Source organism: Verrucomicrobiaceae bacterium, from assembly GCA_016713035.1.
Taxonomy (GTDB): Bacteria; Verrucomicrobiota; Verrucomicrobiia; order Verrucomicrobiales; family Verrucomicrobiaceae; genus Prosthecobacter.
The window spans coordinates 912,279-932,277 of the sequence record JADJPW010000001.1; the positions used below are offsets into that span (position 1 = coordinate 912,279).

Annotated in this window: 20 protein-coding genes, 2 tRNA genes and 1 pseudogene; 15 read left to right on the top strand and 8 right to left on the bottom strand. The window is 60.0% G+C overall.

Features of this window, described 5'->3' with window-relative positions:
* The first annotated feature begins 18 nt into the window (after positions 1-18).
* The 6 genes and pseudogenes from murA to IPK32_03950 all read left to right on the top strand — a co-directional run bounded on the left by murA (position 19) and on the right by IPK32_03950 (position 6,252).
* A pseudogene (gene murA, locus IPK32_03925) lies at positions 19-1,280 on the top strand (UDP-N-acetylglucosamine 1-carboxyvinyltransferase).
* Between the two features lie 39 nt (positions 1,281-1,319).
* Complete coding sequence (locus tag IPK32_03930) at positions 1,320-1,799, top strand: hypothetical protein (protein ID MBK8091153.1); 480 nt, start codon at positions 1,320-1,322, stop codon at positions 1,797-1,799.
* A gap of 30 nt (positions 1,800-1,829) precedes the next feature.
* Complete coding sequence (rpmF, locus tag IPK32_03935) at positions 1,830-2,018, top strand: 50S ribosomal protein L32 (protein ID MBK8091154.1); 189 nt, start codon at positions 1,830-1,832, stop codon at positions 2,016-2,018.
* Positions 2,019-2,154: 136 nt separating this feature from the next.
* Positions 2,155-3,084: a hypothetical protein gene (locus IPK32_03940; GenBank protein MBK8091155.1), complete on the top strand. Its 930-nt coding sequence runs from the start codon at positions 2,155-2,157 to the stop codon at positions 3,082-3,084.
* Positions 3,081-4,106 carry an alkaline phosphatase family protein gene (locus IPK32_03945; protein ID MBK8091156.1) on the top strand — a complete coding sequence of 342 codons (1,026 nt, stop codon included), beginning with the start codon at positions 3,081-3,083 and terminating at the stop codon, positions 4,104-4,106. The genes IPK32_03940 and IPK32_03945 overlap by 4 nt, the downstream gene beginning before the upstream one ends.
* A gap of 328 nt (positions 4,107-4,434) precedes the next feature.
* Positions 4,435-6,252: a lysophospholipid acyltransferase family protein gene (locus IPK32_03950; GenBank protein ID MBK8091157.1), complete on the top strand. Its 1,818-nt coding sequence runs from the start codon at positions 4,435-4,437 to the stop codon at positions 6,250-6,252.
* Between the two features lie 23 nt (positions 6,253-6,275).
* Here IPK32_03950 and IPK32_03955 read toward each other — a convergent pair whose 3' ends face one another.
* Positions 6,276-7,349, bottom strand: a complete 1,074-nt coding sequence (locus IPK32_03955; GenBank protein ID MBK8091158.1) for a methyltransferase — start codon at positions 7,347-7,349, stop codon at positions 6,276-6,278.
* A 136-nt stretch (positions 7,350-7,485) separates the two neighbouring features.
* On the opposite strand from IPK32_03955, the gene IPK32_03960 reads away from it, so the two are divergent.
* The 4 genes from IPK32_03960 to IPK32_03975 all read left to right on the top strand — a co-directional run bounded on the left by IPK32_03960 (position 7,486) and on the right by IPK32_03975 (position 9,040).
* Positions 7,486-7,562 (top strand) — tRNA-Arg (locus IPK32_03960).
* 17 nt (positions 7,563-7,579) lie between these two features.
* Positions 7,580-8,374 carry an SOS response-associated peptidase gene (locus IPK32_03965; protein MBK8091159.1) on the top strand — a complete coding sequence of 265 codons (795 nt, stop codon included), beginning with the start codon at positions 7,580-7,582 and terminating at the stop codon, positions 8,372-8,374.
* Between the two features lie 40 nt (positions 8,375-8,414).
* Positions 8,415-8,795, top strand: a complete 381-nt coding sequence (locus IPK32_03970; protein MBK8091160.1) for a transposase — start codon at positions 8,415-8,417, stop codon at positions 8,793-8,795.
* Positions 8,735-9,040, top strand: coding sequence for a transposase (locus IPK32_03975; GenBank protein MBK8091161.1), 306 nt, complete (start codon positions 8,735-8,737; stop codon positions 9,038-9,040). Before IPK32_03970 ends, IPK32_03975 begins: the two co-directional genes overlap by 61 nt.
* A gap of 123 nt (positions 9,041-9,163) precedes the next feature.
* Here IPK32_03975 and IPK32_03980 read toward each other — a convergent pair whose 3' ends face one another.
* Complete coding sequence (locus tag IPK32_03980; protein ID MBK8091162.1) at positions 9,164-10,234, bottom strand: leucine-rich repeat domain-containing protein; 1,071 nt, start codon at positions 10,232-10,234, stop codon at positions 9,164-9,166.
* Positions 10,235-10,315: 81 nt separating this feature from the next.
* On the opposite strand from IPK32_03980, the gene IPK32_03985 reads away from it, so the two are divergent.
* Positions 10,316-10,621: an antibiotic biosynthesis monooxygenase gene (locus IPK32_03985; GenBank protein ID MBK8091163.1), complete on the top strand. Its 306-nt coding sequence runs from the start codon at positions 10,316-10,318 to the stop codon at positions 10,619-10,621.
* On the opposite strand, the gene radC is transcribed toward IPK32_03985, so the two are convergent.
* Together radC and IPK32_03995 are read right to left on the bottom strand one after the other, a co-directional pair.
* Positions 10,610-11,308 carry a DNA repair protein RadC gene (gene radC / locus IPK32_03990; protein ID MBK8091164.1) on the bottom strand — a complete coding sequence of 233 codons (699 nt, stop codon included), beginning with the start codon at positions 11,306-11,308 and terminating at the stop codon, positions 10,610-10,612. The genes IPK32_03985 and radC overlap by 12 nt on opposite strands.
* A gap of 164 nt (positions 11,309-11,472) precedes the next feature.
* Positions 11,473-11,549: transfer RNA gene (locus IPK32_03995), tRNA-Met, on the bottom strand.
* A gap of 115 nt (positions 11,550-11,664) precedes the next feature.
* Between IPK32_03995 and IPK32_04000 the strand changes: the two genes are divergently transcribed.
* Positions 11,665-13,146, top strand: a complete 1,482-nt coding sequence (locus IPK32_04000) for a hypothetical protein (GenBank protein ID MBK8091165.1) — start codon at positions 11,665-11,667, stop codon at positions 13,144-13,146.
* 52 nt (positions 13,147-13,198) lie between these two features.
* Here IPK32_04000 and IPK32_04005 read toward each other — a convergent pair whose 3' ends face one another.
* Together IPK32_04005 and IPK32_04010 are read right to left on the bottom strand one after the other, a co-directional pair.
* Positions 13,199-13,726, bottom strand: coding sequence for a DUF5069 domain-containing protein (locus IPK32_04005; protein MBK8091166.1), 528 nt, complete (start codon positions 13,724-13,726; stop codon positions 13,199-13,201).
* A gap of 31 nt (positions 13,727-13,757) precedes the next feature.
* Complete coding sequence (locus IPK32_04010; protein ID MBK8091167.1) at positions 13,758-14,669, bottom strand: nucleotidyltransferase; 912 nt, start codon at positions 14,667-14,669, stop codon at positions 13,758-13,760.
* 129 nt (positions 14,670-14,798) lie between these two features.
* Here IPK32_04010 and IPK32_04015 point away from each other — a divergent pair, with 129 nt between their 5' ends.
* Positions 14,799-15,563, top strand: a complete 765-nt coding sequence (locus tag IPK32_04015) for a M14 family metallocarboxypeptidase (GenBank protein MBK8091168.1) — start codon at positions 14,799-14,801, stop codon at positions 15,561-15,563.
* Positions 15,560-16,516 carry an alpha/beta fold hydrolase gene (locus IPK32_04020; GenBank protein MBK8091169.1) on the top strand — a complete coding sequence of 319 codons (957 nt, stop codon included), beginning with the start codon at positions 15,560-15,562 and terminating at the stop codon, positions 16,514-16,516. The genes IPK32_04015 and IPK32_04020 overlap by 4 nt, the downstream gene beginning before the upstream one ends.
* A gap of 30 nt (positions 16,517-16,546) precedes the next feature.
* Here the strand turns inward: IPK32_04020 and IPK32_04025 are convergent, their stop codons facing one another.
* Positions 16,547-17,164, bottom strand: a complete 618-nt coding sequence (locus IPK32_04025) for an MFS transporter (GenBank protein ID MBK8091170.1) — start codon at positions 17,162-17,164, stop codon at positions 16,547-16,549.
* Positions 17,165-17,281: 117 nt separating this feature from the next.
* Between IPK32_04025 and IPK32_04030 the strand changes: the two genes are divergently transcribed.
* Positions 17,282-17,716: a thioredoxin family protein gene (locus IPK32_04030; GenBank protein ID MBK8091171.1), complete on the top strand. Its 435-nt coding sequence runs from the start codon at positions 17,282-17,284 to the stop codon at positions 17,714-17,716.
* A gap of 14 nt (positions 17,717-17,730) precedes the next feature.
* Here the strand turns inward: IPK32_04030 and IPK32_04035 are convergent, their stop codons facing one another.
* Entirely contained in the window at positions 17,731-19,665 is a 1,935-nt protein-coding gene (locus IPK32_04035; GenBank protein MBK8091172.1) for a hypothetical protein, read from the bottom strand.
* Positions 19,666-19,999 lie beyond the last annotated feature (334 nt).

Sequence of the window (19,999 nt, forward strand, 5' to 3'; positions counted from 1 at the left end):
CGGAAGCAACTCGCATCCATGGAAAAACTCATCGTACACGGCGGCACGCCGCTCAAAGGCCGCATCAACATCAGCGGCAGTAAAAACAGCTCTCTCCCCATTCTGGCCGCGACGCTGCTGACGAAGGACACCTGCACCATTCGCCGTGTGCCCGACCTCAGTGACACGAACTACATGGTCCAGATCCTAGGCGAGCTAGGGGCTGAGGTCGAACGCGCCAGCGGCGTCGTTGTCGTGAAGGCCGAAAAAATCAAATCTGTCGCCCCCTACGACCTCGTGCGGAAAATGCGTGCCTCCATCTGCGTGCTCGGCCCGCTCACCGGCCGTTTAAAGAAGTGTACCGTCTCTTTGCCCGGTGGTTGCGTCATCGGTGACCGTCCCGTCGATCTGCATCTGAAGGGTCTGGAGGCACTCGGGGCCAAAATCACCGTCGATGGTGGCGACATTGCCGTAGATGCCAAAAAGGCTTCAAAGGTGGCCCCATGAGCCTCATGGGCAAACACGGCCCCACCGTGCTCGGCACGGACAATGTCATGATGGCCGCCGTTCTCGCCAAAGGCACCACTATCATCGAAGGAGCCGCCGCAGAGCCGGAAGTCGAGGATTTGGCCAATTTCCTCATCAAAATGGGTGCCAAGATCGAAGGCGCAGGCACCCACCGCATCACCATCGAAGGCGTGAAGGAGCTCCACGGTGCAGAGCACATCGTCATCCCAGACCGTATCGAGGCCGGCACCTTCCTCGTCGCTGGGGCCATGCTCGGTGATGGCGTCACGCTAAAACGCGTCAATCCCGATCACATGCACTCCGTCACCGACGTGCTGCGCCAGTGCGGCTTCCCCCTAGAGATCACCAAAGACAGCATCACCGTGCGTCCGAACCCGAACGCGAAGGGCTTCGACATCACCACCCTGCCCTATCCCGGCTTCCCCACTGACATGCAGGCCCAGTTTTGTGCCCTCGCCTGCGTCATCAATGACACCAGCACCATCACCGAGACCATCTTCCCCCAGCGCTTCATGCACTGCGCGGAAATGAAGCGCATGGGGGCCAATATCGACCTCCAGGGCGCCACCTCACGCATCCGTGGCGGCACCCGGCTCAAGGGGGCTCCCGTCATGGCCTCGGACCTCCGCGCCAGCGCCGCCCTCGTCCTCGCAGGCCTAGTCTCCGATGGAAAAACCGAGATCAACCGCCTCTACCACATCGACCGTGGCTACGAGCACCTGGATGACAAGCTCGCCGCCCTCGGTGCCCATGTCGAACGCGTCCGCGGTTGAAATTGACTCACCCACCTGAATTCAGGCCCCCGCCCCCCTATGCACCGCCCCTTTCACATCGACCTGCGCAACCTGCCTGATGGTGGCAAAGACATCACCGGGCAGGAAGCCGCCACTTTCTTCGAATTACCCGCGGAAGATGCCGCCCAGGCCACCGGCCCCCTCAAATACGATCTCCACATCGAGCGGGATGACGGCGAAATCGTCGTCAAAGGCCGACTGGAGGCCGATTTCAGCCTCGAATGCGGTCGCTGCCTCGAAAGGTTCGATTTCCACCTCGTCATCGACGGCTACGAGGCCGAGCTGCCGATCGAGGAAGAGGGAACGATCAACTTGACAGATACCATCAGGGAAGACACTCTCGTCGCCCTTCCGAGCTACCCACGCTGTGAGGACGGTAACGTCCGTCCCCGTCAGTGTCCCGCCGAAGGAAAGTTCGAGTCCCAGCCGGAAACGGTCGCGACCGAACCTGAAAACGCGGGCCGTGGTGTTTGGGATGCTTTGAATCAACTGAACTAGAACCTTACCCCCTCCGAAAGACCCCCTCACATGGCCAATCCGAAGCGCAGACAGTCCAAAAGCCGCCAACGCATGCGTCAAGGCGCGAGCCGCTGGAAAGCTCCCACTCTGAAATCCTGCCCCGAGTGCGGCAGCTCCGTCCCCGGCCATGTAGCCTGCCCTTCCTGCGGTTACTACCGTGGTCGTCAGGTCATCAGCAAAGTCGCTGACGCAGAGTAAACAACTCGATCCCGGTTCCAGCCGGAAAAATCCACCACCCCGCACGTCCCAGCACGCTGCGGGGTTTTTTCATGGATAGGTGGCAGCGCCAGAGACTGAGCAATACCACAACATCACCGCCAACTGCACGCACCTCATGTCGCTTCCTCCCGCACTCTGCACCACTCTGGTTTTCACCGCGCTACTCACCAGCGCCACCAGCGCCGAAGACCTGTGCAAGCAACCCAGCCCCGAGGCCATGGCCAAGGCCGCTGGAGTGACTCTCCCGCCCTCCCCCTGGCATGTGGCGAACATTTGGTGGGACTTTGAGAAGCCCGTAGAGCACTTCACCTCCCTGGAAGTCGATGTCACCATCGACCGCGATGTCCCCAGCGACTACAACCTCTACATCTCCCCCTGCGGCATCGCGAAGATCAACGGCCTCCAATTCTACGGCGGCATCCAGACAAACATCAACGGCTGGGCCACCAAGGAGAGCCGCGAACGCGTCCATCGCGGCAAAGGTGGCATTTTCTCACGTTGGTCCAGTGACAAGACCACCCCCATCGGCCTCGATCATGTGCGCACCGCCGCAGAAGACTGCCTCGTCGAAAGCGCCGGCTACGAAGGTGAATTCGCCAGCGTCCGGCGTCCCTTTGCCTGGAGCAAAGGCACCTACACCTGGTGCATCACAAAGGCCACCACCGAGGGCGAGAACACCTGGTTCACCTGCACCATCCGCGATGCAAAGGGCAGCGTCCATGAAGTCGGGCAGCTACGCTTCGAAGGCACCGATTTCACCTTTTGGGAAAAGCACTCCGCCTTTGTCGAAGTGTACAGCACCGCCAAAATCCCCCACTCCGGCATTCCGAAGGTACAGGTGACTTTCGGCTGGCCACGCCTCAATGGACAGAAAGTGCCGCTCAAGAAAGCACATGCCTACTACCCTGACAAAGGCGGCCCCGACTCACCCGACTGCGCCTGGGTGAAGGCTCACGGCGAAAACTGCATCGTCGAAGTCGGCCCCATCTTCAAACGCGACGAAGCCAAGCGGCGGCATGACCTCCCACTCACCCCACAGCCATGAAGCCCGCCCTTTTCTCACTCCTGCTCCTCCTCACAGCCTCTGCCGCAGCCCATGGCCCCGGAAGAAACAACGACTTCGCCGGCAAACGCGTGCTATTCTTCGGCATCGACGGATGCCGCACCGATGCACTCACAGCGGCTATCGAGCGTGGATTGGCACCACAGATGAAAATGCTCTCCGAGAGCCCCGGCGGCCTGCTGACCCGTCAATTTTACGCCGGAGGCGAAATCGGCACCCCCACACACCAGCCCACCGTCAGCGGCCCCGGCTGGACGAGCCTACTCACCGGCGTGTGGATCGATCAGCACGCCGTACGGGACAATCGCTTCCTCGGAGGTCGATTCTCGACCTACACGCACTTCATGCGCCGCATCAAAGAAGAGCACCCCACCGCCTGGTGCGCCTCCTTCGCCGACTGGCCACCCATCCACACCCACATCGCGGATTTTTCACGCGTAGGAGAGCGAGAGTTCCTCGATGAAAAATTCACCGCCACACCAGATGCCTCACGCCATTTCATCGACAACCCAGAAAAAGACATCGAAGTCCGTGATGCCGCACTCCAATCCCTGCGCACGCGTGATGCAGACACCATGTTTGTCTATTTCGGCCAGGTCGATGAATTCGGCCATGGAGCCACAGATCCACGAGCCAGCTTCTCCCCAGACAGCACCCTCTATCTGAATGCCATCAGCCATGTGGACTCCCATATCGGCGAGCTCATACGAGCCCTACATGCTCGGCCCAAATTTACCGAGGAAGACTGGCTCATACTCATCACCACCGATCACGGAGGACGCGGTCACAGCCACGGCGGCGACAGTGATGTCGAGAGAAACATCTGGCTCATCGCCCACGGCAGCAGCCTGCCACGGGATGCACTCCTCCACGCCCCCGTGCCACAGACCGCCCTCGTACCGCTCATCTACCAGCACCTCGGCATCCGCCCCAAACCCGAGTGGACACCACCACCAGCACCGCCACCAGCACCACCATCCCCGCCAGCAGACAGGGCTAAGTAGCGCATAAGGGCCTCCAAGGAGCGAGCGCAGGCTATACAGTAGATCACATCGAGGAGATGACGTCGTTAGGACTCGCTACTCTCGCCTTGTCTTGCTGCGGGTTTCATTTTCGGCAAGACGTAGTCTTTCAAACTGCGTGACGTCGGTTTGATATGCTTCTTTTTCATTCGTATGGAAATTTGCGCATCGGCTTCTTCGGTGTCGATTCATCCTATTTAATCGCTCATTTTATGCGTATGCCCCGTATCGAAGATGACGCATCAAGCTGCTTGCATGGCTCTTTTTCGAGCGAATGGGTGCTCTGACCTCCTGATGCGGTCCTCCATGCATGGTCATCGACCTCAGCAAACATCTCCAATCTCCGCTCCAGCGCCGCATTTACCGCGCTATCGGCCCCACTGTGGAAAAAACCCTCGGAGTCAGTGACTTTGAGGAGGTTTACCAAAACTCCGCCCGCCTCTATCGCGAGCATCCCGAGCATCCGCGTGTTTTTGCCTGGTTCGACTCCGTCATGAAGGTCATCGGAGTGGATACCCAGGTCGATCTGCCCACCGATTTCACCTTCCCAAAAGAAGGGCCGCTTATCATCATCGCCAATCACCCCTTTGGCATCGTCGATCCCGTGGCGCTGGCACGCTGGGCCTCGCAGTTCCGCCCCGAGCTGAAGGTGATGACCAATTCCCTGCTCCTCGCCATGAAGGAGCTAGAGCCACACATCATCCCCGTGAATCCCTTTGGCGGTGAAGATGCTGCCAAGACCAATCTCGCTCCGATGAAGGAGGCCATCCGCCTCCTGCGAGCTGGCGGCACTCTCATCATCTTCCCAGCGGGTGAAGTCGCTGCCTACCGCCTCGGGCGTGGCATCGAAGAGCCTGCTTGGAGTCGCCACGTCGGCTCCCTGGTGCGGCGCACCCAGGCCACCGTGCTCCCTGTCTATTTCCCTGGCACGAACAGTGCGCTCTTTCATGCGGCAGGGCTGCTGCACAGCCGCCTACGCACCACGCTGCTCCTGCGGGAGTTCCGCCGCCGCGTCGGTCGGTCCATCCACATGCGTGTGGGGCACCCCATCCCCTTTTCACGCCTCAAAAAATTCGAGGACGACGACTCCCTCACCAGCTACCTGCGCATCCACACCTTTGTCCTGCATCAGCGTGGCAAAGGCACCATCCAACTGCCAGAAGAAGGCCAGGAGTCCCCACCCGCCGTCCCTCAGCAAAGTGACTCCTCCCCGGAGAAAATGGTCGCCGAGATCGACCTCATCCGCGCTCGTGGTGGCAAGCTCGTGGGCCAAGGCAGCCTCTCCGTCTATCAAGCCCACTCGCATGAAATCCCCTGCCTTCTCCAGGAGATCGGCCGCCTGCGAGAGATCACCTTCCGCGAGGTCGGCGAGGGCACTGGCGAAAACATCGACCTCGATAAATACGACCGCTACTACGAGCACCTCGTGCTCTGGGATGAAGAAAAAGAGCAAATCGCTGGCGCTTACCGCCTCGGTCGTGCCGACATGATCCTCAGCGAGTATGGACCGAAGGGGCTCTACACCAGCACCCTCTTCCGCTTTGAAAAACCCTTCCTCGCACACCTCGGGAATGCCGTGGAAATGGGGCGCAGCTTCATCGTCAAAGCCTACCAGCGCAATCTCGCCTCCCTGCCCCTCCTCTGGAAAGGCATCGCCCACTGGATCGCCCGCTACCCGCAGTACACGAAGCTCTTCGGCCCCGTGAGCATCAGCCGCGACTACAACAGCCTCTCGCGGAAAATGATCGTCGCCTTCCTCCAAGACAATAAGCTACACCCACAGCTCTCCAGCTTCGTGAAGCCGCGCAATCCCTTCCGCTTCATGCGCGGTCGCCGCCTCATGCGCGAGTTCATCAGCGCGAATCTCCAAAACGTCGATGACTGCTCCGCCCTCGTCTCCAGCGTCGAGACCGATGGCAAAGGCATCCCCGTCCTGCTGAAGCACTACCTGAAGCTCAACGCCACCATCCTCAGCTTCAACGTGGACAAAGACTTCTCCGACTGCCTTGATGGACTCATCATGGTCGATTTCACCGAGATGGACCCGCGCTTCCTCTCCAAATATATGGGCGAGGAAAACAGTAAGGCCTACCTCCAGCGCCACGGCATCACCGAGAAGTCTGAATAACACGCCACGCAGTCGCAGCAGCCTCAGCGCCGCTTTTTCTCGCTTTTCCCGCGTCGCTCCACATGCGCAGCCACCTTCGGGCCATGGGCATGCAGCACTTTGAAGCCGTTCCGCTCCTCCACCAGCCGCGTCTCCGCAAAAAGCTCACCCAGCGCACGCTCATACGGCAATTGGCGATTCGCCACCAGCCACAGATGCCCCTCCGGCTTCAGCCCCGCCGCCGCCGCACCCAGAAAGCGCAGACCGATCGTCGGGTCCGTCGTCTTCCCATCATGAAAAGGTGGATTCGTCACCACCACATCATAGCGCCGTGACTCGATCCCCGCCGTCACATCACGCCACAGCGGCCGCGTCTTCACCCGCGTCGGGATCACGCCCAGATTCCGCCGGATCGGCTCAAAAGCATCCGCATCCGCATCATATAGATCGATCGACAAAATCTCTGGGCACTGCCGCAGCAGATGCGCACTGAGAAAGCCCCAGCCGCAGCCCAAATCCGCCGCATGGCCACTCAAATTCGTCGGCAAATGCTCCACGAGCAGCGCAGAGCCCTCATCCACACGATCCCAACTGAATAAACCCGGCTTCGACCACCATTTCCCATCCATCACACGCCGCATCGCCCCACGCTCACGCCAGGACTGCAGCACCGCCTCATTCCACGGACTCTCCGCACTCTTTGTCGCCCAAAACATCCGGCAATGGTGCTTGGAAAGCGACTGCACCTCCCCCGCCGCCTCACGCAGATGCTGCTCGGTCTTTTTGGCACCCGAATCATTGTGCTGCGCCACCAGCAGGATGCCCCCCTCCGCCAGCCGATCATATCCCCGAGCCAGGTCTGCCGCAGCCAGATCACGCTGCGGGTCCGGCAGCACCAGCACCAGTGGGTAAGAGCCACTCTCCTCACGCTCCACGCGGAAATCCGCCGCCTCCAGCTGCGCCACACGCGGCTTCCACGTCTGCTGGCAGGTCAAACGCGTGCGGAAATGCTCCAGCGCCGGATGCATCTCCGCCCGCAAGAAGAGGATACGCCCCTCCGCACCGATTTCGGGGTTCAAATCGAGAGCATGGATCAGGGAATCAATCGCGCGGGGCATGGGGCGCGGAGCATGCCGCGAAACCCGCCGATGAAAAGCCCGCGAAAGAATTTCCTCCACCCGTTTGACAAAACAACGACTGCAACTAATCTCCGCCCCCGCTTCCCCCGAAGCGGTTGGCTTTTCAACAAGCCCTGCACCCCTAGCTCAACGGATTAGAGCATCTGACTACGGATCAGAAGGTTTCAGGTTCGAATCCTGAGGGGTGCGCCACTTTTCTCTCCCTTCGCATGTGTGGTCGATTGAATCAGTTCGCGAAGCTCCCTGCCCTCTCCCTCGCGGGACGTGCTCTGCGCATCGAGCGGCGAAAGAAAGAACGTGAGGACAAAAAAGCTGCCGCCCAGGTCCTCCACAACATCTGTCCCACCGATTACGCGGATGTGATGATGCAGGAAAACGGCGAGCTCGGCATGGAGCGCATGCGCTTTGGGCTCATCCCCGCCTGGGCAAAAGGTAGCAAGGCAGAGGTGGCCAAGAAATTCCTCCACACCTTCAATGCACGCTGTGAATCCGTCTTTGAGCTCGCTTCCTACCGCAGGCCGATCATGCAGCAGCGCTGCCTCATCCCTGTGCGCGGCTGGCATGAGTGGCCAGCGAGCCGCACGCCATACTTCATCCACCACACGGACGATGCGCCGCTGCTCCTCGCAGGCATCTGGGACGTGTGGGAGAGCCGTGATCCGGCAGACGAGCCCAGCGGCCCCCTCGTCACCTCCATGAGCGTGATCACCACCCCACCAGGCCGCTACATGGGCAAATTCCACGACCGCAGCCCACTCATCCTCGAAGGCGAAAGCGCCCTCACCTGGCTCCAGCCGGATCTACGGGCCAATGACCTCCGCGCCCTCTTCAAACCCTACGAAAGTGAGCACCTGGAGGCCTACCGTGTCTCCACACTGGCCAATCAGGCCCGGAACAAAACGGAAGCCGTCTGCGCCCCCATCTCCCCAGCAGTGCCACAGGCCGGATATGCGCCGGTAGCTCCTGAAAATGAAGAAATACCGCTTTTAGAGTCTATCCGGTAAATATTTGTAGCCAGTAGATGCAGGATGGGGAAGGTGGGCGATGCAAGCCAAGCCCTACCAACCTGCCGGTTACGATTCTGATTTGAGCGATGCGGAATGGGAACTCATCAAGCCAATCATTTATCCAGCCAATGCCAAGCGTGGTCGTGGCAGACTGCGTGATGCCGATTCAGCAAGAGCCTGTCTGGACACCATCCGCTATGTGCTCAAAACGGGATGTCAGTGGTCGATGATCCCTAAAACCCTCGCGCCTCGCAGCACGTCCCACGATGCTTTGAGCCGCTGGACCGAGCAAGGCTTGTGGCCCAAGCTCAACGAAGCTCTGTGCACCAAGACACGCCTGATGTTAAAAAAAACGCCATGCCCAGCGCCACTGTCATCGACAACCAAAGTGTCAAAGGCGGGCAACTACCGGCTGTGAGCTACGGCTACGATGCGGGCAAAAAGATCAAGGGATGCAAGCGCCACGCTCTCACCAACACCAATGGGCTGCTATTGGGTATTGTGGTCACGTCAGCCGATGTGCAGGACCGTGACGGCGCGAAGCTGTTGTTGTGCATGTTCTGCCACAACTTCCTGAGCCTGCTGATGATTTTTGCCGATGGTGCCTGCGTCGGGAAGCTGGAAACCTTCGTGCAGAGCATAGGGAGACTCTTTGGACAATAACACCCCTCTGTGCCTCTCCGTGCCTCTCTGTGGTAGAACTCTGAGGCCGCAGGGTGTCGGAGTCGGAGGCAGAGACGGAGTTGACCTGCCCCCTTCCCTCTTGCTTTCCCCGGCAGCCGGGCATCAGGGGGTGATGCGGGCACCGGCGGTTTTGAGTTCAAGGAGGAGTTTTTGGGAGGCGTCGGTCAAGGGGTTGTTGGCGAGGGTGATCTGGCAGTAAGGGGACCAGTTGCGGGCGGTGGCGTGGTCTTTTTTCCAGGCGCGGTGAAGGGGCTGGAGGTCGGTGATTTTGTTGCCGTCGAGGTGGAGGAATTTGAGCTCGGTGAGGGGCTCGAGCGGGCTGAGGTCGGTGATGGCATTGCCGTTGAGGGAGAGCATGCTGAGCCACTTCATGCCGCCGATGCCTGCGAGGCTGCTGATTTGATTGCCATCGAGGTAGAGGGTCCAGGCTTTGGGGAGCTGAAAGAGGGGGGTGGCGTCTTGGATCTGGTTGTTGGCGAGGTAGAGGCTGGTGAGGGAGGTGATGCCGGAGAGAGGGCGGACGTCGCGGACGCGGTTGCCGGTGAGGGCGATGAATTGCAGGGCTTTGCAGGTGGCGAGTGGGCTGATGTCGGTGACTTGGTTGCCGGCGAGGTCGATGAATTGGAGGCGCTCGAGGCCTTGGAGCGGTGCGAGGCTGGTGATCTGATTGTCGGGGAGGGTGATGGAGGCAAGGGCGGTGCATTTTTCGAGCCCGCGGAGGTCTTTGATGCCGGCTTTGCGGGCATCGAGGATGGCGACTTGGGCGACTTCTTCGAGGGTGAGGGGCTCTTGGTTGTCGCGTTTGGCGAAGACTTGGTGGCGTATGGCGGCTTCGAGTGCTTTGTCGGCGAAGGTGGCTGCGGCAGGCTTGGGCGGTGCGGGGGCTGGGGCGGGTTTAGCGGCTGTGGGGGTAGGCTTGGCTGGTGTGGCAGACTTCGTTGCAGCGGTGGCGGGTTTTGTGGCGACGGGGGCGGGCTTCGTGGCGGCGGGGGGAGGCTTCGTGGCGGCGGGGGGGGGCTTGGTGGCTACGGGGGCAGGTTTGGCGGCTACGGGGGCAGGTTTCGCTGCGGGGGCCGTGGGGGCGGATTGGGGGGGCTGGGGCTTTTTCTCCTGGGCTGCGGCGGTGAGGTAGGTGCAAAGGATGGCGGCGAGGCAGAGGTGGGGCGTTTTCATGGCAGGTCGGAGAATGGGATGCGGCTTACTACGTGGACGGGGGCTTGCATGTTGGCAAAAAATGCGCCCTATCGCGGGTCTATGATTCATGTGATTGTCATTCTCGAGATCGATCCGGCGAAGATCGATGACTTCCTTTCGGTGGCGTTGGAAAATGCGGCTGCATCCCGCCAGGAGCCTGGCTGTGTGCGCTTTGAGGTGAGCCGCGATAGCACGCGGGGGAATTTCTTTGCGCTGAGTGAGAGCTACCGTGATGTGGCGGCGATGGAGGCACACTATACGACGCCGCATGTGGCGAAGTGGCGTGCCCGCGCACCCGAGTTCGTCCTCAATCGCTGGGCGGTCAAAGGCCCGGTGTATGAGGAGGATGCGGCGTCAAATGAGTAGATTGTGCTCGCGGAAGCTGAAGTAGGGCTGGGAGCGTGATTCTGAGGGCGTGCCGATGATGACGTGGTCCTGAAAGTGAAGGTCCATGCTGGCGGCGGCATTGCAGAGTCTGCGGGTGATGCGGCGGTCTGCCTCACTGGGATCTGGGTCGCCACTGGGGTGATTGTGCACGAGGACGAAGGAGTAGGCATTGTGGATGAGCACTTTGCGCAGCAGCTCTCTGGCATGCACGGTACATTCATTGATGCTGCCACGGAAGATCTCTTCACAGCGCATCAAGTTGAGCCGTGTGGTGAGCAGGATGAGGCGGACTGACTCATAAGGGAGTGCCTGGAGCTCGGGGCCGATGAAGTCATAGATGCGCTGGGGTTCATTCAGCGCGATGTCGCGGATGGAGGCCTCTGCGGCGGCGCGGCGACCGAGCTCAAAGGCGGCGGCGAGCTTGGCTGCCTTGGCGGGGCCGAGGGACTTGATCTTGGTGAGTACGGCGGGCTCCATGCGGGCAAGGTCACGCAGGGAGCCGTGCTGCTGGAGCAGCCGCTGGCCGATCTGGAGGGCGTTTTCCCCCTGGGTGCCGGTGTTGATGAAGAGGGCGAGGAGTTCTGCATCCGAGAGTGCCCCTGCGCCGAGTCGCAGTAGTCGCTCACGCGGTCGGTCATGGGCAGGGATATCAGCAATGCGGGACATGGGGATGTCAGGGCTTGATGGGGGGCGGAGTGGCGGCGGGAGTCCGAGCACATAGGCTGTCTGATCGGATGCGCAAATGGGGATCGACCATGGCCCCCTGGCGGTGTGGCCTTGAGCACCCACAAAAAAACCCTGGAATCCGATGATTCTCAGGGGTTTTAAATTGGTTGCGGGAGTAGGATTTGAACCTACGACCTTCAGGTTATGAGCCTGACGAGCTACCGGGCTGCTCCATCCCGCGATTGAGGTCTTCTCTATCGCCGTGCTCTAAGGCGGTAGCAACTTCTTTTTCCTCTTGCTCACGGATTCGCTCGAAACCAAGAAACGCATCCCTTAGCTTTCCCCCCGCACCCACTTTGATCACTGCCCCAAGCCACCTCTCCCGCTCTGCGCTCATCATCGTCGGCCATGGCTCGACGCTGAACCCGGACTCCAGTGCTCCGACGCACCTGCATGCGGATGCGATCCGCAGCCTGGGCATCTTCCAGGAGGTGGCGTGCTGCTTTTGGAAAGAGGAGCCGAATATGCGGGAGGTCTTTGAGATGGTGGAGTGTGACCGCATCTACATCGTGCCGAATTTTATCAGCGAGGGCTACTTCTGCCAGCAGGTGCTGCCGCGTGAGCTGCGGCTCGAGGGGCCGATCACACGCCGTGGCGAGAAAACCATCTGTTACTGCGATCCGGTGGGTATCCATCCGAATATGACTCGCCTGCTGCTCCAGCGTGCGGATGAGGTGGCTGCTGGGGTGCCCCGCTCAGAGACGAGCCTAGTCATCGTGGGCCATGGCACCAATCTGAATGACAACAGCACCAAGGCGATCCAGGACCAAGTGGCACACATCCGCGATGGCGGGTATGGCTTTGCTCAAGTCATCGACGCCTACATGGAGGAGGCACCCTTTGTGGCAGACTGGAAGACGCTCACCTCCGCGCCGCATGTGGTGATCGTGCCGTTTTTCATCGCGGATGGTCTGCATAGCTATCAGGACATCCCGGTGCTGCTCGGCATGCGGGAGGAAACGGGGGCGGCGCTGAGTGAGACGGGGCTCTTTCACTCGAACCCACACCTGCTCCATGGTCGCCAGCTTTACTACAGTGGTGCGATCGGTACGGAGCCGCTGCTGGCAGAGGTCATCCTGGATCAAGTGCGTGAGTTTGACAGCAAACACGGTGTGGAAGGTGCTGCACTAGCTGCGCCTCAGGCTGGCGTGCTCACACAACTCGGAGACTGGCTCGAAGCAGGCCGGAGCGAAATCGGTGAGGTGATCATCCGCCGCGTGGAAGCTGGAGGATACGCCGTGCAGCACCGGGAGGATGTCCCACTCCCGGCGGCCACCCATCACAAACCGGAAGACGCCCGCGAGATAGCCCGCTGGGACGCGAAAGGGGGCTTTCGCCCGCTGCACAGTGCTCCAACCCTGCGCCGTGGCTGGCGGCTCGATCTCGCATCGCTGGCCGAGCTGCGCCTTGCCCTAGATTTCCTGTATCCCGCCGCTGTCGGCATGCTGCATGCCCAGGAGGCGGGCACGCTCACTGCCACACCGTTGCGAGAGCTCCTGGGTCGCCAGAGCGGCATGTACCGCTTTACCAACACCATCACGGATGATGCCGCCCTGAAGATGATCGCGGATGTGTGTGCGAATTCACAATGCACACGCCGCATCCTCTGGCCGCTCACGCCAGAGCAACCACTCAGCGGCCCTGCTGCGTGCAAAGCAGCCGAAGCTCAAGATACCGGGAGCACTCTGCCCCTGCTCTGCATCGAGGCCTGCCCCAGAATCGTCACCACAGCCCGGAAGATCGCCCGTGAGCAGTTCGAGGCGAAGGCGGAGAAATAGGCGGAGAGCGGGGGGGGGCAATCTACAAGCACCACCGTGATGCAGCCATGCTTCAAGCCGAAGCATGCTTCACATAGTCGATGATCTTGCGATCATCCTCTCCAGCGGCCCAGGTGACACGCAGAAAGTCGGCAGGATGGATGTGGTGCTGAACAAAGAAGGCACGGTCACCGCCACAGCCGTACATCGTATCAGGGTCCATTTCACCATGCAGCTTTGCACGCGCTTTGACGATGAGGCGCGGCAGCCAGGGGATGCCATCGACAGCGGCAGGCTTTGGCGGCAGGGCGGAAGGCGGCACCGTCTTGCCGGTGAAGCGTCCCTTTTGGACAACCTTGAAGAAATCACGCCGCACGGCGGCGACGAGAAGCGCCGTCTCCAGCGTCGGTCCCTCTTCCCCATAGCGGCAGTGATCATCCACAAAGTCGAAAAACTCCTGCTTCGTGTGTCCGATAGAGCTCAGGAAAGCGGTATCGGCCTCGGTGAACCATTTTTCACCACGCGTATCGCCCGCTCGGTGAAGCCGTGCACAGCGCTCGAAAAGCTCACGGAAGGCGGTGTCCCAGGTGCGGTCGTTCATGATGGTGTGTTGTGTGTGGTTGTCGTTAAAATCATCCCCAGAGTGACTGCGGATAGGCTCCGGCATCGACGAGGGCGCGGATGCTGCGCACGACATCGGGCTTGTCCTCAGGATAGGTGACGCCGAACCAGGAATCATTCGATTCTAGGACGCGGACATCGGCATGGCCGTTTTGGATCAGCGTGTCGACCTCTTTGGGCACGTAGCACTCAGCCTTCATATCGGTGCCGTGCTCCTGCATGAAGCGTGTGAAGGCAGCCCGCAGGCGTGGGAAAATATCAGGCGTGAAGCCAAAGAAGTTCATGCTCACGACTTCATTGCCACTCAAAGGCACGTAGGCTCCCTCCACCTCGCGGTTTTCTGCCCCGGTGGGGGTTTTGAAGATTTTCGTCATCTCGGTGACGGTTTGCAGCATGCCATCCGCATGCCGTGTGCAGACGCCACGGGCCACGCTGCCGTGATCGGAGAGCGTGTTGCGCAGGTAGTAGCCGACCATGCTGAAGTGGCTCTTGCCATCCTGAGGACGTGGGGTGGTGAGATCCGCCGCGATCTTGGCAAAGGCATCCCGCCCATAAAAGTCATCGGCATTGATCATGAGAAAGGGCTCATGCACCACCTGCTCTGCCGCGAGCAGCGCATGCGTGGTGCCCCAGGGCTTCGTACGGCCCTCTGGCAGGGAGAAGCCGGCGGGCAGGTCGTTCAGATCCTGGAAGGCATATTCCACCGCGATCCGTCCTGCGAAGCGGGAGCCGATTTTCTCTTTGAAAAGGTCTTCAAAGTCGCGGCGAATGACGAAGACCACCTTGCCGAAACCCGCACGGATGGCGTCGAACACAGAGTAATCGAGCACCACCTCGCCACTGGGTCCCATGGCGTCGAGTTGCTTTAGGCCGCCGTAGCGGCTGCCCATGCCGGCAGCGAGAATGAGGAGAGTAGGCTTCATAAGGAAAAAAATTGTGGGCGCGATGGGTGGACTGAAAAACGAAAACTGAAAGCAGAAAGCTGAAAAATGAAAAACAGCACCCGTGCCTGCCAGCTTGAAACAGCCCCCCGCACCAAGTAAACGCCACGCATGTCCCCACCCCTCCAGCAGGCACATGATGCCTCCGAATTGCACCGCCGCTGGGTATCGCTCGCGCGGCGGCTACGGCTGACTGTGAGCATCCTGGCAGAGCCGCCCGGCGGCACACCTGTGCTCGCGCTCGAATCCGTCGCAGCACGGGCGGGCGAGCCTGCGGCCTATCTTTCTGCCGGAGTCCACGGGGATGAGGCCGCACCGCCATGGGCGCTGCTGCACTGGGCGGAGCAACATGCCCCTCAGGTGCGAGACGGCAGTTTCCTGATCCTTCCCTGCCTCAATCCTGTCGGTTTGCAGCAAAACACACGCACCGATGAACGCGGCCTCGATATCAATCGACGGTTTCATCTCACTCGTGATCCCCTGGCCCGTGCCTGGCAGCGCTGGATCACACAGCGGCGCATGACGATAGGCCTGTGCCTGCATGAGGATTACGACGCAGCAGGCTGCTATGTTTATGAGCTCGGAAATCATCGCTCCGGGCTCTCCGCAGGCATTTTGGAGCGCATGCGTGCGGTGCATGGCCGCATCACACCAGATCCACGCAGCGTCATCGATGGCCAGCGTGCCCGTGGTGGCGTGATCCGCCGGAAAAAGCTGCCCACGCACCTCCCTGGCATGCCAGAGGCCATCGAGCTGCATCTACGCGGCTGCCCTATCACGCTGACCTTTGAAACACCATCCGAGCTGGCTCTGCATGATCGCATCGACTGCCAACACGCTTTTATCCAGACGGCCCTCCAGCAGCTCTGCCCATGAAAAGACGCCCCATCCTCCTCGCGGGCATCAGCAGCGTGCTCAGTGCCTGCACCACCACGGCACCCCGTGTCTCCGCCACGCCTGCTCAGCTCAGGAAGCGTGACTGGACCAGTTTTGATGGCAAAACGATGCCTTTCACCACCTGGAGCACTCCACGGGGAAAAAAGCCGCGAGGCATCATCCTCGCCGTGCATGGCCTCAGTGGTGCTGCGTCTGATTTTTGGCCCTTGGGGGAGTCCTTGCGGCAAAGAGGGATCACCACCTACGCCCTCGAGCTGCGCGGTCAGGGCAATGATCCACAGCAGGCAGAGCGGGGAGACATCCGGGATGAAAAGCTCTGGCAGCGGGATCTGAAGACCTTTCACGCCCTCCTCAGGCAGCGGCACCCTCGCACGCCTATCTTTTGGTATGGTGAGAGCCTCGGTAGCCTCGTCGTGATGCACACACTGGCGCAGATCAGTCTAGCAGATCAGCCACAGGGCATCCTACTCGCCTCCCCCGTGGCGGGACTGCGCATGGAGGTCAGTGCAGCCCAGCGCTGGATGCTGGAAACAGGTGCCGCCGTGACACCGCGCACACGCCTGAGCCTGGGCACGCTCGCCGGAGTGGATGAAAGCTCCATCCAAGTCACCTCCACCACCACGCATGGCAGCCAGATGGCGAAGACGCCGCATCACATCAGCGCCTTTAGCCTGCGGCTCATCGTCGCCATCGGTCGCATGATCGATGCCCTGCCCGCCGCTGCCGCCGGACTACGGCAGCCCCTACTCGTGCTCGCATCCCCGCATGATGTCATCAGCTCGCCAGAGCAAATCCAGGCCTTCTTTGATCAAATCGGCTCCAGAGAGAAAAAGCTCCTGTGGTTCACCCGCTCGCGCCACCTCATCCTGCATGACGTGCAGCGTGTGGAGGCCCTGCAAGACATCATCCACTGGCTGGAGGGCCAAATTTGATCCGCCAGCGCCTACGGGCCTACATTTTGGCTATTTGCCCTTTTTCTTCACCTTTTTCACAGGCTTCTCGGGCTCCTGCACGGCCAGTTTGACGGTGTGAACCTCCAGCGGAGCACTGGTCGCACTGTCAAACTCTGCCGCAGCCTCTAGCCCGATGCGGGCGATCTCCTCCGCGCTCTCGCAGCGATCATAGGCCGCCTGCATGGCCCCCAGGGCGTAGTCACGGCCAGAGCCCGCCGCCCAGAACTTATGAAACTGCTGCGCCGACCGATAGGAATACAGGGCGAAGATGCCGTGCGCATTCGCCGCGAGGCCGTAGAACTGCGTCGTCTCATACTCCTCACCTTTATCCGGCATCGCGCTCATGAAATACTCCGCCTTCAGCCAGCCATGCGCATAGCGGAAGGTTTCAAAGATGGCATCTGGGGATGAAAAATCACGCGGACGCTCAGGATTGGCAAAGTAGCTCTTCAGCACCACCAGACTCGCAGAGGTGCCCGTCAGCCCGATGTAGGTATCTCCGATCTTGGTGATCTTCGTTTTATTGACGACGTGATTAGCCTTCTGGCGCAATGAGCCCAGGCAGCTGAGCGTGTCCGCTCCGATGCATGCGATTCCGTTTTTCTGAGTGACGACGATGGTGGACATGAGGGCCGCAGCATTAGCGGATCGCCCCCGGCACGCAAAGCAGAAAAAGCAGCTCACCAGCCACGCGGAAAAATAGATGAAATAATTTCGAGCCACCTCCATCTTATATCTGCCTCTATGAAAAAACTCCTCACACTCCTCCTCGCCGCTGCCACCATCACCTCACTCGCCAGTGATTTCCCCAAAGGCAGCCCCACATTCAAAAGCAGCGCGACCAGCGCCATCAATGCCGCCAAAAAGGAAGGCAAGCCGGTCATCCTCGTCTTCTCCGCCGCTTGGTGCCCACCTTGCCAAGCGATGAAAAAGGACGTGTATCCCAGCGCCGCCGTAAAGGCCTACCATGACAAATTTGTCTGGGCCTACCTCGATGTCGATGACGGCAGCAACCGCCGTGCAGCAGAAAAAGCAGGCGTCAGCGGCATTCCTCACATCCAGTTCCTCGATGCCCAGGGCAACGAAATCGGCAAGCAAGTCGGCGGCAACTCTCCTGAGGCTTTTGCCAAAACGCTCGAAAGCATGCTCGCTAAAGCTGGCAGCTCCGCAGCGAAATAAATCGGCTCCGGCGGTTACTTTTTCGCCGCCACAGCCACGACCCGCACACGGATCGGGTTCGACCACACGATGAAGGTCGCGTCTTTTGGCGCGGCCTTTGTGTTTTGGGCCTTCAGGGCCGTATCAGCGGCAGTTTTGTCTAAAGTGGCCTGGGCGACTTTATCGGCAGTTTCCTTGAGTGCGGAGTTTATTTCCGCTACCCCTTCCGATGACTTCAAATTTTTCTTCGAGAGCTTGGCAAACTCCTCATCATTCTTTGCGAGTTTCAGTGCCTCAGCGGCTTCTTTGACCTTTTTCTCTGCTTCGGCCAATTCTTCGAGATTTCGCCGCACACTCATCTTGGCCGAGCCTTGCAGGATGAAACCGTATTCGCCAGGTGCGAGCTTCAGCGCCTTCACATCGAGCGTGAATTTGCCTGCGGCGGTTTTTGCCGGGATGTCGGCCTCAGGGGCCTTCGCCACATCCGTGAGTCCCAGGGCTTTGAGCTTGATCGCATCGGTGAACTGCGCGTGACGCGTGACTTTGAGTGGGATTTCCAGCTTGGCATCGGCGGCGACTTCCAGAATATCGGTCTTTTCCGTCTGGATGAGTGCCGGAGTGCTCAGAGTGCTCACACCGACGCAGGGTGGGCCGCTGGAGCGAACCAGCACATTGTCCCGAGCTGTGTCGGCCACCACAAAGCTCACATAAGCAGACTGGGGGATACTTCGGACAAGACCTGCACCCGCCGGAGCATCCGCCGCCGCTTGGAACGCCAAGTAGCCCAGCGATTGCCCCTTTCCGATGAAGCCACCGAGGCAGGTGAGCCCCGATGGCAGCTTGTCCGCGCTCAATTCGATGGCCTCGCTCAAGGAGTGCCGATTCATCGCCACCACTTCCAGCGCATGGATGCCGCCACGCATGACAATCGCATAACCGAGCTCTGCATTCTTCGCGTTGGCAGCTTTGGGCAGTGCGGTATTCAGTGCCATGAGCCGATCGACCGCCTTTTCGGTGATGTTTAACTCAAAGGGCAGTGAGGTGGCGAAATTGTCATTCAGCGTGATGCGGAATTTGCCATCCGCTTTGGCCTCATAGGCGTAAACAGGGTCGCGGTTTTCCAGCTTGAGCCCTGGAGCAGGCGAGATGGCCGGTGCGTCGGCCACTTCTGCCTGTGCCGTGGTGCTGCCATCAGCTTTGATGTTCTCGATCACGAGATGCGGATCTGTCGCATGCCCTAGCTGATGCGAGAGCACCTGGATGACGAACCTCTGCCCCGCCTTGAAAGATAGATCATAGCTATGAATCCCCTGGAAGGCACCTTTGATGGCACTAGGCACAGCTAGACTCGTCTGGCTGACCTGAGCCGCCGGGTTATTCGGACTAGTGACACCTAGCACGACCCGGAAAGCATAGTCATCACCGGTGCGGTGCATCAGCTCATGCAGCCGCAAACGATAAAGACCATCCGCTGGGGCAGTGAAGACCATCTTGCCATTCGTCATGCGGGCAAGTTCACGCCCCTGGACATCGGTAATAGCTCCGAGCAGCTCAGTGCGCGTATCAAAGCGGTGCCCGTCGTAGCTAGCGGTGATGACTTGCCCCTTCTTCGCCTCAAAGCTGAACCACTGCGGCGTCGTGGCTTTGAAGATACCCTGAATCGCATCACCGACCTTCACCGCCAGCGCCTTGTCCGGCTTCGCATTGGTTCCAGGAGATTCGGTGACCGCATTTTTGCTGATCTGAAACACCCGCGGATTGCTCACACCATATCGACCGATAAAACGCAGATCGTGAATCCCCTCAGGCATGTCCGCTGGCAGCACGAGCGCTGCCTTCGTCACGGTCGAGAGCGAAATCGAGCGATCTCCGATCATGACAGCCTTCGGCCCATCCAGATCGGCTCCACGCAGCGTCAGCTCCACACTCGCCCCCGGTGCTCCTCCGAGCGGTGTGATGCCTGTGAGCACCGGAGAAGGAAAGGTGGCTTGGGAGAGTGCTGACCCAGCGAAAGTCAGCAGAACTGAAAATTGTAAACTGAGAACTGAGAACTGAAAATTGGGGCGGAACATGGGGTGTGGCATGACTGGTGTTATTTTGTCTCACACTTCCTACGAGATGCTTTGCGCCGATCTGTCCCGCAATCGCTCTCAGCGTTGAGCTGCCGTTTGTAGCAACGCCAAAAGTGTCTCTTACGATTTAAAAAATGTGCTAATGTCGGTGGATTGCGGCCCGCTTCTCCCCATTCCGTATCTCAAATTGAGACTAGATCAAAGCTCGATCTAGCTGCGTTGGGTCGTGTAG

Coding starts and splice junctions, on each gene's coding strand:
- IPK32_03985 (MBK8091163.1), top strand. CDS start 10,316: ATGATTCATGTGATTGTCATTCTCGAGATCGATCCGGCGAAGATCGAT.
- IPK32_04020 (MBK8091169.1), top strand. CDS start 15,560: ATGAAAAGACGCCCCATCCTCCTCGCGGGCATCAGCAGCGTGCTCAGT.
- radC (MBK8091164.1), bottom strand. CDS start 11,308: ATGTCCCGCATTGCTGATATCCCTGCCCATGACCGACCGCGTGAGCGA.
- IPK32_03945 (MBK8091156.1), top strand. CDS start 3,081: ATGAAGCCCGCCCTTTTCTCACTCCTGCTCCTCCTCACAGCCTCTGCC.
- IPK32_03950 (MBK8091157.1), top strand. CDS start 4,435: ATGGTCATCGACCTCAGCAAACATCTCCAATCTCCGCTCCAGCGCCGC.
- IPK32_04030 (MBK8091171.1), top strand. CDS start 17,282: ATGAAAAAACTCCTCACACTCCTCCTCGCCGCTGCCACCATCACCTCA.
- IPK32_04005 (MBK8091166.1), bottom strand. CDS start 13,726: ATGAACGACCGCACCTGGGACACCGCCTTCCGTGAGCTTTTCGAGCGC.
- IPK32_04025 (MBK8091170.1), bottom strand. CDS start 17,164: ATGTCCACCATCGTCGTCACTCAGAAAAACGGAATCGCATGCATCGGA.
- IPK32_03955 (MBK8091158.1), bottom strand. CDS start 7,349: ATGCCCCGCGCGATTGATTCCCTGATCCATGCTCTCGATTTGAACCCC.
- IPK32_03965 (MBK8091159.1), top strand. CDS start 7,580: ATGTGTGGTCGATTGAATCAGTTCGCGAAGCTCCCTGCCCTCTCCCTC.
- IPK32_03975 (MBK8091161.1), top strand. CDS start 8,735: ATGCCCAGCGCCACTGTCATCGACAACCAAAGTGTCAAAGGCGGGCAA.
- IPK32_04010 (MBK8091167.1), bottom strand. CDS start 14,669: ATGAAGCCTACTCTCCTCATTCTCGCTGCCGGCATGGGCAGCCGCTAC.
- IPK32_03980 (MBK8091162.1), bottom strand. CDS start 10,234: ATGAAAACGCCCCACCTCTGCCTCGCCGCCATCCTTTGCACCTACCTC.
- IPK32_04015 (MBK8091168.1), top strand. CDS start 14,799: ATGTCCCCACCCCTCCAGCAGGCACATGATGCCTCCGAATTGCACCGC.
- IPK32_03940 (MBK8091155.1), top strand. CDS start 2,155: ATGTCGCTTCCTCCCGCACTCTGCACCACTCTGGTTTTCACCGCGCTA.
- IPK32_03930 (MBK8091153.1), top strand. CDS start 1,320: ATGCACCGCCCCTTTCACATCGACCTGCGCAACCTGCCTGATGGTGGC.
- IPK32_03970 (MBK8091160.1), top strand. CDS start 8,415: ATGCAAGCCAAGCCCTACCAACCTGCCGGTTACGATTCTGATTTGAGC.
- rpmF (MBK8091154.1), top strand. CDS start 1,830: ATGGCCAATCCGAAGCGCAGACAGTCCAAAAGCCGCCAACGCATGCGT.